6 protein-coding genes are annotated in these 13,949 nt (G+C 65.5%); all 6 read left to right on the top strand.

The window, feature by feature from the left end:
* The first annotated feature begins 32 nt into the window (after positions 1–32).
* The 6 genes from ACFOY2_RS51680 (at position 33) to ACFOY2_RS51655 (ending at position 13,862) form a co-directional block, all read left to right on the top strand.
* A complete protein-coding gene (locus ACFOY2_RS51680) occupies positions 33–959 on the top strand; it encodes a hypothetical protein (protein ID WP_379535556.1) in 927 nt (308 codons plus the stop codon).
* Positions 943–2,979, top strand: a complete 2,037-nt coding sequence (locus ACFOY2_RS51675) for a hypothetical protein (RefSeq protein WP_379535555.1) — start codon at positions 943–945, stop codon at positions 2,977–2,979. Before ACFOY2_RS51680 ends, ACFOY2_RS51675 begins: the two co-directional genes overlap by 17 nt.
* Positions 2,976–4,100 (top strand): hypothetical protein, encoded by a 1,125-nt coding sequence (locus ACFOY2_RS51670; protein ID WP_379535554.1) that lies wholly within the window; start codon positions 2,976–2,978, stop codon positions 4,098–4,100. Before ACFOY2_RS51675 ends, ACFOY2_RS51670 begins: the two co-directional genes overlap by 4 nt.
* The gene (locus ACFOY2_RS51665; protein WP_379535553.1) at positions 4,093–5,421 is read left to right on the top strand and encodes a DUF4407 domain-containing protein; all 1,329 of its coding nucleotides are present in this window, start codon (positions 4,093–4,095) and stop codon (positions 5,419–5,421) included. The genes ACFOY2_RS51670 and ACFOY2_RS51665 overlap by 8 nt, the downstream gene beginning before the upstream one ends.
* A gap of 339 nt (positions 5,422–5,760) precedes the next feature.
* Entirely contained in the window at positions 5,761–11,826 is a 6,066-nt protein-coding gene (locus tag ACFOY2_RS51660; protein WP_379535552.1) for an nSTAND1 domain-containing NTPase, read from the top strand.
* Complete coding sequence (locus tag ACFOY2_RS51655; RefSeq protein ID WP_379535551.1) at positions 11,823–13,862, top strand: MBL fold metallo-hydrolase; 2,040 nt, start codon at positions 11,823–11,825, stop codon at positions 13,860–13,862. The genes ACFOY2_RS51660 and ACFOY2_RS51655 overlap by 4 nt, the downstream gene beginning before the upstream one ends.
* The last annotated feature ends 87 nt before the right edge of the window (positions 13,863–13,949 follow it).

The raw sequence follows: 13,949 nt of genomic DNA, 5'->3' as shown, positions 1-13,949 counted from the left end.
GTCGATCTTTCTCGCAACCACAAGGTGACGTGATGCTTGATTCTGATTTCAGCCGCCGCTTGGTCATGGCGGTCGATGCGGAGGGATACGGCCGCGGCGACGACCTTCGGCACGACTCGATCCAGTCGGGCTTGGCCCAGGTCATGAACCGGGGCGCACGAGAGGCCGGGCTGCGCCGCGAGACCTGGGTCCGCCAGGAAGCCGGCGACGGTGAGGTCATTGTCTTCCCCGAAGGGGAGCCCGAGCTCCGGGTCATCGACGACCTGGTCCGCCGCGTGCGCAAAGCACTCCACGACCACAACCGCGAACGCCGAGACGACGCCCGCCTGCGGATACGCATCTCTATCGGCCACGGGGTCGTGAAACGTGGCGCGATGGGCTTCGTCGGCCAGGTTGTGGTGACCACCTGCCGGCTGCTCGACGCGAAGGCCGCCCGTGCCGCCCTGAAGGTGAACCCGCGCACCGACCTGGTGCTGATCCTCACCGATCGGCTCTACGAGGACGTCGTCCGACAGCTCCACACCTCCTACCGACCAGAGTCCTTCACCCGGCTGGAAGTGCCGACCAAGGAACGTACCGAGATCGCCTGGATGTGGATTCCCTCAGAAGACCTGGATCAGAAAGGAACTCCCGACATGAACAACTTGCCCGAAGTCGCCGACACCCTGTGGGCTCTGATCGCTGGTGGCGCCCTCGAACGTCTCGGCGCCTACGGCACCGAGACCGGGCTCGGTGGCGCCCGGAAACTGCTCGCGAAGATCAAGGAGTTCCGCTCCGAGCAGGGCCGACCGGCCGACCCGGAGTCGCGCGACGACCTGCTGGAGTCCCTGGAGAAGCTGGTGCGTGTCGACGCCGCCGCGGAGCAGTTCGCGCAGCAGTTCAACGCCGAGCAGATGACCGTCAACCTGATCACTGCCCCCATTTCCGGTGAGGAGATCAACTTTGGCATCCGAAACTGAGTCGCCGGCCGAGGGGGTCCTGATCGGTGAGGAAGCCACGCCGGTCGATTTGACTGATCAGGCCGAGGCGACGGACGAAATTTTCGCGCAAGTCTCCCAGGTCCAGACCGTCATCAACCACATCCACGGCAACATCGGGGGAGCCTCCTTCGGCATCTCGGGTTCCCGCCCCAAATCTCGCCGCACATCCGGCCCTGTATCCCAGCACGAAATGGCGGAGGCCCGCACCTGCTACGTGCGCCACGCCAGATACAAGGCCGCCGCCGAACAGCTGGAGAGCGGCAACATGGTGGCCTTGATCGGCAACGCCGGCACTGGCCGCCGGACGGCGGCGCTCAATCTGCTTCACGACTTCGTCGGGGGGCGGCACGAGGTGGTGGTGGAACTCAGCCCTGCCCACACGCTGGAGAAGCTGGCCGCCCGCGAATACCGGAAGGCTCACGGCTATTTGCTGTGCGACTGGCCCAAGGACGACGCTGACGGGAACATCGCCGACTTTCACGTACGGGAGATCAGGCGCCGCGTGCGCGATGCCGGGGCCCACCTGGTGATCACGGGAACGGCCACTTCGCTGCCCGAAGAAGACCAGATCTCCTGGCTACCGCCGCCGGTCCGCGACGTCCTGCGGGCTCACCAGGTGGCGCCCGACGTCGCTGACGAGGCCGCCACTCGAATCACCGCCGACCATGCCATGACCGACGTGGTGACACTGGCGCGTGATCTGGCCGCAGGGGTTCCGCTGGACAATGCGGTCGGCAAGCTGGAGTCCGCCGGGCGGCGCGACGTGGTCGCCTGGTTCGATAGCCCACGTACTCGAGGTGAGCTCCTCGAGATGGCCGCCATGGCCTTCACCGCCGGCCTCTCGGAAAGCGGCTTCGAGTCGCTGCTCGCCCGGCTGGAGTCCATCGCCGGTATCGAAGTGGAAAAGGCGGATGCCATCTCGGCGGATGATCCAATGCCGAGCCGCCGCCTGCTCCGGGTGGCAGAGGGCTCGCTCTTCAGTCTGTCGCCGGGACGCAGGCTGGAGTTCAGGGTCGATGGCCACCGAACACATGTGATGCGGGAGCTGTACCAGCGGCACGGCATGCGGTTGTGGGACCCGGTCACCGAATGGCTACATGAGTGCGCCACTCTGCGCGACAATCCAAGCGCACAGGCAGGGATCGCCAGGGGGGTGGCGATTCTGGCCTCCGTCGCGGACTACTCGTACGTCGAAAGCACCTTTCTCACCCCATGGGCCCGCGGAAGCGGCGTCATGCGCAGCCAGGCCACCGCCGCGATGGCCATCTCATGGTTGTGCGTGGACGAGACGACCCGTCCAGAGGTTCTACGTACGGTCGCCTCGTGGACGAGGGCATCCGCCGCCAGACCCAGGTTCACCGCCACCCTTGCCTGGTCCGGTGAGCTGGGCATCCGATTCCCACTGGAAGCGGCCCGGATGCTTTGGCTGCAGATCAGAGACAGTGAGAAGCCTGTCCGGCATGCGGAGATTGCACTGGCCCGTCTCTTCACAGCGCTGACCGAGGCCACCGGCAATGCCCTCCCGATGCTCGACCGGTTTGCACGTCAGATCAGCAACGACAGGCGGATCGGCCGTGCGCTCGACCCGCTGATTCGGGCGATCTTGAGTATCTTGTCGGCTCGCGCAGACGGTGTCAGAATGCCCACAGTCACCGCTCACCTGCGCAGTTGCCCTGAATCAGCTGCTCCCCTCGCCAAACTTTGGTCCGCGGTTCTGGTCACGCGCCCTCACCGCAAGAATGCACTGGCCGCCCTGTACGACGCCGTCTGCGCCTTCGACGAGCGCGACGACGATGACCGCGACCGTGTCCGTGCCCTGTTCGCAGCGCTCGTGGAGGCGCTCCCTGCGAAGGAACGGCCGCTTCTGGCCCATGACCTGCGGCGTTACGCCATCTCCCGCAACGCCGACGAGAACCGGCTGGCGCTTCTCCTGTCGCTGCTCCGGATCTTCTTGAACCCGGCTGTACTGTCCCTCGACTCCATTGGAAAGCGTCCATGAGCTACCCCGTGATCAGCCAGATCCCCCTTGATCCTGTCGCCAAGCAAGGGTTCCTGAGCAAACCCCGGCGCCCGATCTCCAGCCTGCCTCGCCAGCTCCCACATCAGCGGCTCGTCTTCGAGTACGACGGCACGTTCGTACTGGGCGACCGGCGACTGCGCGGCGACGAACCGCACGTGCTGCACGGCGACAGCGTCAGCGTCGTGGACGTGGCCAAGGACCACCCGGTGACGATCCACGTGTCGATCAACTCCTCCGGCGCCCACGACTTCACGGTCGCGGTGCAGTTCCGCTGCACGGTCGACGAACCGATCGAGGCGGTGCGCGCCGGCCTGACCGACGTCACCGAGCACCTGGTCACCTACATCCGGGCTTACCACAAGCTCTTCGAACTCGGCCGAAGCCATGGGTTGCACGAGGCCCACGAGTTGTGGACGATCGTGCATGCCCAGGTGAAGGCTTACACGACCCTGGTGCCGTGTGTACTGCCCGGCATGTCGGTCGAGTTCGCCAGCCTCGACGTGTACGCCCCCGACGAGATCGCCCAGGGGCGGCGGCGCTACGAAACCGGCCTGCACAACATCCAGGGCGAACACGGCCTCCGCGACGCCAAACGCAAGCTCGACCGTGACTTCGAACTCGATGAGCAGGATTACCTGCACGCCAAGGACCACAGCGCCAACGACTTCACCCGGCAGGAAGCGGCCCTCGACCGGGATCAGCAGATCACCGAGGCCACGAAGGTCAGAGACTTCCTGAACAGTGGTCCCGGCGCCGCCGACGGCCTGTATTTCACCACTCGCGATCTCAACGACCAACAGGCCGCCGACCGTTACGCCGCTCTGGGTGACCGGGAATACAGCGCAATCCAGCGCGGGATCCAGCAGGAGCACGAGTTGCAAGTCCTCCAGGCCCGCGCCAGGGCCGAGGTCGTCCAGGCAGCGATTGCCCAGGGCCTGTTCAACGAGACAACCGGCAAGGAACTGCTTGCCACCTTCGACGACGTCGAGCCTGAAGCGGAGGTGAAGGAGCTCGAAAGACCCGCTTACGAGGCCCGCGCCGAGGTGACAGCGGGCGAGACCGACGACGATTTCTTCATGGAGGAGGACGTCCGTGGTTGACATCCTCCACGGATCCAAGGCGGCCGAGCAGCACAGACGGCACCCCCGGCGCCGGGAACGGCTCACTCTCGGGACGTTCCTGCGTCGGTTCACCGGAGTCGACGAGAAGATCCTCGCAAGTGTCCCGCAGGAACGCTCCCGCTACACCAGCCTCGGCGGAGTCGTGGTCAGCACCGCGCTCATCGCTGGCGCCTCCATACTGGGCGCGCTGACACTGCTCTCGCAGGTGTCCCCGCTGTATCTGGTGCCGATTGCGGTGCTGTGGGGCCTGATCATCGCCAACGTCGACCGATTTCTGATCACCAGCCTTCACGGCGACAATGACGGCTGGTCACGCTGGGGCAACGTGCTCATCCGCCTTGCCCTCGCCGTGGTCATCGGGATCTTCATCGCCGAGCCCCTGACCCTGAAGATCTTCCAGGAACGGCTCGACCGGCAGATCATGGTAGAGCGAGACCAGGCGATCAGCCTGACGGAGAGCCGGTACAAGCAGTGCAACCCCCTGAGAGGGTCTGCGCCTTCGGGTGTCGACTGCACCGGCTATCTCCTCGACGGCGGCGACCAGGCGCTCACCGTCGAAGGCAACATGATGCAGAAGCAGGACAATCTCAAGGCCGCAGAAAGTCGGCTGGCGGCGGACATGGAAGAGCAGGGGCATCGAGAGAGACTCCGCAACCAGGAATGTTACGGCGAGGACACGGACGAGACCACGGGCGTGCCCGGCAACGGACCCGAGTGCCAGAGCCGGAAGGACGAACTCACGACCTTCCTCGCCAACCATGACATCCCCCAGCAGAAGGCGAAGGTGGCAGACCTGAAGGAGGAGATCGGCTTACTCGCGGCCGATCGCGCCAGTGCCGAAAAGGAACGAGCGGAGACTTTCAGCAAGAAGATCGCCGAGCACGTCGAGGAGAAGAAGCGTGCCTACGCCGACATTGGTCTGCTGGACCGATGGGAGGCACTAGGCACGGTCGCCGGCCAAAGCGGCATGGTCAACTTCGCCCACTGGTTGCTGCGCATCATCTTCGTCCTGCTCGACTGCATGCCGATCATCTCGAAGATGCTGAACGGCAAGACCGAGTACGACCGCCTGCTCACTCAGGAGTTGCGCGCGGGCTCAGCCTGTCACGAGGCCGAACTGAACTTCACCACCCGGCAGACGACCGGCGATTACGAGATCAGGCTACGCATGGAGGAGAGCCGGCTGAAAGCCGAGCGCGGCCGGATCGACCGAGATCAGCGCGTCGACGAGGCATCCAGGGACGACGAGATCGACCGTCTCGCCCGTACCTTTATGACCTCGATGCCCACGCAACGATAACGACCGGCACCTCTATCCACGAGCGCGAGGCCCCGTGAGCCGGCCCCTGCACCTGGTCATGCTTAACGACGTGGTCACGCTGATGGAGCGCGACGAGAAGACTAGAGCGCACCACGCCCAAGCGATCACCGAATTCGGCCGTCGTTGACACCAACGGCGCGGCTGCCGGTGGACCGCGCCGACGCCAAGGTCGAAGTCGGCTCCATCATCGTCCTTACCTGTACCAAGCAGAAGCGAATTTGTGACCCACCGTCCCTATCGTCAAGGGACCCGGAGAAGGGCGGCAACACATTGCAACGCTCCAACCCAAAGAATTCTCATGGGCCGCACTCGAGACCCATGGGCAGAGTCAGCGACCTCGCCGCATTCGGGCAGGCTGAGCTAATAACGGCGGGCGCAGCGGCCGGGGTAACAGAGGATGATCTCCTCGCGATCCGCGCCTATCCCCCGCAGCTTCGCAAGGGCATTCTGAGCCATGTCGGGCTTCGTGACATGCGATCGATCACCAAGCTTGCGACTGCCACTCTCGCCGGTACGTTGCGTGGCAACGACAAACGGCGGCGTGCCTCGCTGATCCGCAATCTGAGCTTGCCCTTCATCTTCGCGTTCGAGAATCACGACGACCTTTCCTTGGACGAGTGCGCGGAGTTGATGGACCCCGCCTCAGCGGGAGCCGCCCTCGCCAAGGCCCACGCGTTCGTCAAGATGCTGGTGAGCACAAGAGCTCTGGGCGACTCTCTGACCGATCTCGTTCTCACCGAGATCTATCGGCTTGACGTACCCCTGTCCCCCATGGCGCTCGCATTTCTCGCCCCTTCTCACGAGCGCCTTGGGCCCGCCGCGGCGGCAGCGGTCCGTTCGGCCTGGGACGAGCTTCGCGCTCGCCACCCTGGACTCCCAGACGAACCGATTTCGCTGCCCCAGCTCAGAGACATCGCGCTGGCACTTCCCTCGCAATCGACTCCGCCTGCGGAGGACACGCCGGCCGACGACGAGGACAACGCTCTCGATAGGAGTGAGATGGCCCTCTATGAGGACAGCCGAGAAGGCGCTCCGCTCACGGCCGAGGCTCTGCGGGCAGAGCTGGATCTACTGCGCGAGACGTTTCTGGGCGCGGCCGACGCCGCCGAGCGGGCGCGGGCAGCGTTCGCCAACGGTGCGCGTCCTTCGGGCCAGGACATCAACGTGATCACGCGCGGTATCCAGGACTTCGACGGGCTGCGGGAGAGGCTGGAGTCCGCGCAGGGCTCCCCGATCGCCGCAGCCACCATTGGTGCCCTCGATGAGGTACTCACCACCCTCGAGTCGGCCGAGGCGCCGCGCGAGGAGATTCACGCGCTCGCTCATCTCAGCGGCCCACCTCAATTAGATGGACTGCTTCAGGAGGTTCGTGAGGCGGCCCTCGTCGAATCGCCTGCCCTGGAGATCCTGGCTGAGCTCATCCGTCTCGCAGATGATGATGAGGCCATCATGCAGGTGGTCGAACTGGAGGAACGCTTCCGTCAGGAGGCGCCCGGCCACTGGGTGCCATTGGCCACGGCCGCAGCACGCGGCATGCTGACCGTCCCCTCCCTTCCTCTCATAGCCGATGGAGACGACAACCCCCCATCGGACGAGGACGACGAAGGAGACGAGCCGCAGCCACCCGCCCTGGAGGTGGAGCCGGAGCCAGCCGCGGAGGACGATCTGGCGGACCTGGACGCGTTCCTGGATGACCATCAGGCCCAGCTGGCGAAGCCGAAGCCGGCACGACCGGCCAAGGGACGCACCGCCGTTGAGCCAAAGCGAGAACAGTCTCCCGCCCCGGCTGCACAGGACGCGCCCGACCAGCCATTGACCGAACCGGCTCGGGCGCCCTCCCCTGCACCGGCCGCTGACGGCCCGAGCGTCACAGGTCACGTTGCCGAAGCCGAAGCGCTCGCGCTCCGCGCCGGACGGTTCGGGTTGACGGCTTGGCTACGTGACGCCACGGGCAGAGCGCCCGCCGAGGTGAACGCCCGACGATGTGCCGCGATCGCCGCCGACATGAGCGAGTTCGCCGGCCGTCTGTCGGCCGCCTTCACCGAATGCGCCCGCGAGGTGTCGATGAAGGCTCTCAGCAACGACACACCTGGCCAGTTGCTCGTGTGGGCGGCCGCGCTGCGCACTGGTCTGATCCACCCGACACCGGAGGCGGCCGACCTGCTCGACGAGCTCTCCTCTGCTCTGTCGCCCTACCCCGGGCTGGCCGCATACGGCGAGGCGTTCAGTGCGATGGCGCAGGCCGGCGCCTACCTGGTGCCGGGATTGTCCGGGCGGATGCACGACGCGTCACAGGCAGAAGCCAATCGAGAGATTGCCGCCGCTGCCGCCGCCAGATTCCTGGAGGACGGCCCGTCTCAGAAGATCAAATTTGCCCTGGCCACCGAAGTCTGGAAGTCCCTGCTGCAGGAAAACATCAGCCCAAGCCCGGGCAGGCTGCTGTCCATCGCGGCTCAGGACGACGCCTCTCGGGTGCGTGAGGTGACTCAGGAACTCGACGCTTTGCGCACCGGAGACGCCATCGACCGGTTGATCGACGCAACGACCAAGACCAGGACCTCCCGCAAGGGAGGCAACCACATCCACTCCAGTGCCAGGGCCAAGCTCATCGAGAAGATCGACAGAGCACTGGACCTCGTGGCGGACTGGGTCGCGGCGATACGCGAGGTGAAGTCGCTTCAGACGGACGACGCCGGTGTCTCCTGGGTGGTGAAGCCGCTCAATGAGCTGCGTACGGTCGTCAACCGCAATCGGAGCCAGGCGCAGGAAGACCTCGCGAGCTTGGCGAACTCCCCTGACCCGCTCATCGCCGCAGCGGCGACCGGCGCTTCAATGCTCGTCGATGACACCCTGCGACTGCTGGATGGCGGCTCGCTCGGGCAGCCGGAGCCGTCCACCACGCACGTGCTCAACGCCGACCTGCTCCTATCACCCGCGATCCGATTTGACGGGGACACTGTCGGCCCCCTGGGGAAGCCGGCGCTTTCCGACCTGTTGGCCGCCTGCGCGGCCGACAACCGGGACTGGCGTGCCACCTTCGAGGCCAGAGCCGATCGCGGTGACCACGCCGGTACCCGGGCTCTGCTGTTCGTGCTGGGGTACGACGACCCGACGCTGGCCACCGAGCTTCGCGGGCGGAGAGAGAAACTCGTCGATGCCGCCCGGCACGACCGTGACAACCGGATCGAGGACATCCAGGACCGGATCGCGGAATGGCGGCGGGACGGCGTGCTGCCCGAGGTGGTCGCCACCCGGTTCGCCGCCAGGCTGCAGGCGCTCGGCAACGACGACCGCGACGACTTCGATGCCATCTCCGATGCCCTGGGTCAGCTGGAACAGGAGGTCGCCAGGATCCGCGAGGAGCAGATCGCCGCCGAGCTCACCACTCTGAGCAGCATCAGCGCCGAGAACACCGACGTCGCCGGGGTCCACGAACGGATCAGGATATACATCGAAAGCGGCGACCTGACCACCGCCCGTGAGTTCCTCGCGCAGGCCAAGGCCGGCAAACAGCTTCCAGAGACCTCCGACACCATCGATCATTTGGATCGATACTTTCCGCACTTCCCTTCGGCGTTCGAGGCCATGTCCGCCAAGCTGCCGGGCAAGCAGAAAGGTCGCGAAGGCGCGGAGTGGCTGCAGAAGCTCAAGGACGCGCTCCACACCGGCAATGAGATCAACGATTCCGCTCTGAGCAGCCTCCTGCTCCACACCGGACTGTCGATCTCCGCCATCCCCAGAGGCAGACGCGGGGTCTCCGAGAACGGGCTGCGCGTCTGGCAGCACATGGCTCAGGGACCGAAGTCCGCGGGAAACTTCAGAAGCACCGTCACCGGAGTACTGCAGATGATCGGCCTCGAAGGCGATCAGGAGGCATCCCGCGAGGAACAGAACCGGATCTGGATCACGCTGAACCGGGTCCGGACGATCGGCGACCCGCTCCTGCCTTCCTTCGGATCCCGGATGAGCCCGTCGGGCGACCGGCTCCGCCTGTTGCTGGTGTGGAAGTCTCCGGGACCGCAGCAGGTGATCGAGTGGCTCAAGGATCAGCCCGAAGATCAGACCGTAGTGGTCTTCTACTTCGGCATCCTTACGACCGAGCAGCGTCGCCAACTCGCTGCGGCGAGTCGCCGACGGCCCGCGCCTGTCGCGGCGGTTCTCGACGACACCGCGATCAGCTACCTCGCCTGTCTGCCCGAGGCCAACTGGACGTCGACCGTAAGTCTGCTGGCCCCGTTCACCTCCACCAACCCGTACGCGCCTACCGGCGACGTTCCCGAGGAAATGTTCTACGGGCGGCTGGACCAGCTGCACGAGGTCACCAGTCGCACCGGATCCTCGTTCGTCTACGGCGGACGCCAGCTCGGCAAATCGGCCTTGCTGCGCAAAGCCGAACGGAACGTCCGCAAGACCGATGAGAACCGGAAGGTCATCTCCGCGATCATCCAAACCATCGGCAGGATCACACCCGTCAAATCGCTCTGGCAGATGCTCGCGGGACAACTGGCCGAGGCCGAGGTACTGCCCAGTTCCGCGGCCTACCTGACCGACCCGAAGGAGATCTGCGACGGGGTGAAGGAGTGGATCGGGGCTGATCCCGTCAGGCAGTTGTTGATCTTGCTGGACGAGGCCGACGAGTTCCTCAACACCGACGCCAGGGACACCGGTTTCGCGAACGTCATGGCGTTGCGCAACCTCATGGTGGATACGGACTATCGTGTCAAGGTCGTCTTCGCCGGCCTCCACCAGACGGCCCGGTTCAAGAGCTATTCCAACCAGCCGATCACCCACCTGGGGACTCCCATAGCGGTCGGACCGCTCGACCCCCAGGACGCCTACAGTCTTCTGACCAAGCCGCTACAGGCGCTGGGGTTCCGCTTCGCTCCACGGCTGGCGGCACGTGTCATCGCCGAAGCGAACAACGCCCCGGCTCTGATCCAGCTGTTCGCGGACGCCCTTTTGACGAGGCTGCGCCGGATCTCCACCGCTCACGCGGCGGTGCCGTACGAGATCACCCGCGAGGACGTGGACAAGGTGTGGCGGGACAACAAACTCGCACAGGGCTTCCGTGATCGCTTCGAGTGGACACTGAATCTGGACAAACGGTACAAGGTCATCGCCTACACCGTGGCGTTCCGTGCGCTCAACGAGGGAACCGACGTCACGCTGACGGCCGGCAAACTGCGGACCGAGTGCCAGGAATGGTGGCCGCAGGGATTCAGGGACTCCACCAACGACGGTTTCCTCGGCCTCCTCGAAGAATGCGTCAACCTGGGTGTGCTCGCCGCCGACGGAGAAGGCTACCGGCTGCGTACCCCGCATATTCTCAACCTGCTCGGCGGAGCCGAAGAGGTCGAGACCGTGCTGGCGCAAGCCGACACCTTCGAGCGCCCCGACTCCTTCGACGCGCAGTCATACCGCCACTCCTACAAGTCCAACGACGAGTGCTCCCCACTGACTGGTGGCCAGGTCACGCGACTCCTCAGCCCGCGCAATGTGCTGCACCTCATAGCCGGATCCCCGGCGCTGCAGATCGATCGGGTCGCCGCGGCTCTCGAAGAGGCGGCACAAACGCACAAACAGGCTCAGACATGGCGTGTGGAGCCGGGTAGGTTCACTTTCGAGGGAGCGCTACAGCGTGCCGCACAGGGCCCGGATCACGATGTCGTGATCGTCGATCTCACCGGGCTGTCGCACAAGACGACGACCACCATGCATCGAAAGGCGGTCAGGGCACTCTCCGCGCCAACTCGGGGAACGATCGCCGTCGCAATGATCGCGCCGCCCGAGCACGCCTCCTTCTGGCTTTCAGCAGGTCGCGGAACAACAACCGGTGACGACGAAACCACCGTGCTGGGCGGTGCGGCCGAGCTCATCGAGTTGCAGCGGTTCAATCGTCCCGCCGTCCGGCAATGGATGTACGAGGTCGGGCTCGGGTTCCAGGAAGATCCGAACCGAGCTTCTCTGCTCCGTACCACCGGTGGATGGCCGCTCTTGATCAGCAAGGTGATCAACACGCTCACTGCCGGTGACGCCGACCGCGATCACGCCCTGGACTCCTGCCAGGCTTATCTGGAACGGGAACCGGAGCAGTTCGTCCAGTCGACCGGAGTGCTATCGAGCACGGCGATCAGCTCCGCCTGGCGCATGCTCGTGGAGCTCTCCGACGCCGATACGCCCGAGACGCTCGCCGACTTCCTGGCATCGGAGGACGCCGGTCATCCACTGGCCGAGGCCAGCCTGGAGGAGGAGGGCTACATCTCCACCGCAGATTTGGTGGAGGTGCTGCGCATCCTCGGTGCGCTAGTCCCTCAGGAGGACGGGAGGCTCATGCTGGAGCCCGTTCTCACCAAGGCCACCCAGCAGATGGGGCTCCCCAAGTGACCTCCGACCCACTCATGCCGATCCTCCAGGCGGCAGCGCGCGTGCTCCTGTCCCGGCCAGGCATGGCCGGGCAGGAGCATGACGCAGAGCGGTTCGCCACTGAACGACGCCAGTTGATCATCGATGCGCTGGCCAAGGTACCCGGGCTGCGGAGCAGGATCCGAGACGGCCTGGAGCTCCGTCGTGACGACGTTGATCTCCAGGCGGTCTGCGCCCTGGTCCTGTCCGCCGACGACGATGTTGTACGAGCTGGCCTGCGACTGCTCGAACTGCTCGGTCGGCAGGAAACGGCGCGCCAAACCCTGCGTGCTCGCCACCACACCAAGGTCAACGGGCTGAGGAGCAAGCTGGAAACGGAGAAGGGTCGTCACAACCACACCGTCGCGGAACTGCGGAGCGCCGGCAACGCGCTCGCAGATGCGGAAAAGCGCGCGGAGGAACTGGACACCCAGGTCGCGGCGCTCCAACGCCGACTACACGACCCACGTGTCCTCGCCTCAAACCTGCTCAGCACCCTCCAGCGATCTCCTGACGGCACCGGTGAGACCTCTGAGGCGCGCGATCCACGCAACACCCGCACCGATGTCCAGGACCGGCCCCCTGTCGTGGTGGCCGCCGAGGTCGCCGGGATCGCACCGGATTCCCTCGTCGCCGCCTTACAGGCGATCATCTCGCCACCACGAAATGAGCCGGAGAGCCCTCGAGTGACCGTCTCCCGGGAACGGCGTCTTCGCGTGCGTCCTCTCGGAGGCGCCACCGAGATCGGCGGCTCGTGCGTGCTCATCGAAGCAGGACAGACCCGCCTGCTGGTCGACGCCGGACTGATCCCGGGCAATCCAGCACGTCCACCACGTCACATCGACCAGGCTCTGTCGGAGCCCATCCACGCCGTAGTGATCACACACGCTCACACTGATCACTGCGGGTACGTTCCCGCCCTGGCCACGCGCCTTCCGAACCTACGCATCATCGCCACGCCCGAGACCACCGCGCTGATGCCACGCATGTGGGCGGACTCGGCCAAGCTCATGGGCCAACGGGAGCGTCTCCACCGCCGATGGGGTTCTGACAGCGAGCCGCTGTACCAGCGTGACGCCGTCGAAATGACCGCACACCGCTGCGAAGAGGTGCCTTTCGGCGTCGTGCGCACGATCGGCGATCTCACGGTAGAGCTCTTCCCCGCCGGGCACATTCTCGGCGCGGCCGGAGTCGTCGTGCAGGCCGGCGACCAGCGGGTGGTCATCACAGGCGACATTTCGGGCTTCCGCCAGGAGACCGTGGACGGCTACTCGATTCCGGACTCGGCGCGAGAGGCAGACCTCCTCGTGATGGAGTCCACGTGCTGCGCCGAGGAGCACGATTCCCGGGAAACCCGCGTCAAGGACCTGGTCCGAGCCGTCGAAGACGTCTACACGGCCGGGGGCCGCGTACTCATTCCAGCCTTCGCGCTCGGACGCGCCCAGGAACTCGCCATGATCATGCGGGCTCGTCTGCCGCATGTGCCGGTGCTGCTCGATGGTATGGCAGCCGATCTGACGTCGACCTTCGAGAGCGTGACAGGGGACCGGCACTCGCCCTTATGCATCTTCGGCGGCAACGTCAACCGAGCAGAACGGCCGCAGCACCTGGGCCTGTTCACCTCCGGCGTGGTGATCACGACCTCGGGCATGTTGACGGGAGGCCCAGCCGTCGAGTGGGCGGCCAGGATCCTCCCCGAAGCGCGCAGCGCCCTGTTTTTGTCCGGGTACCAGGATGAGGAATCGGGCGGAGCCAGGTTGCTCAGGCTCGTCGAAGACCGTGCCTCCCACCTGACGATCGACGATCACGGCGCGACGAAGGAGATCCCGCTCAGAGCCCGGATCGAGATGATGCGCCTGTCCGCGCATGCCGACAAACGGGGCCTGCTCGACATCGCCGACGAGGTCGGCGCCCGTCAGATCATGCTGGTCCATGGCCTCCCGCATCGCCAACAGGACTTCCGCAAGATTCTGGAAGTTCGAGGGCATCGCTCCGTGGCGACCGGACCCTGGCAGTAGTCAACACGCGGGAGTTCAGTGAACGCTTTCATCCGCCGGATCCAGTCTTGACCGCGGACAGCCGGAAACGGTGTGGGGAGTTGTTTG

It is taken from the genome of Nonomuraea purpurea, assembly GCF_042650645.1.
GTDB lineage: Bacteria > Actinomycetota > Actinomycetes > Streptosporangiales > Streptosporangiaceae > Nonomuraea > Nonomuraea purpurea.
This window is presented reverse-complemented; position numbering and strand designations above follow the sequence as displayed.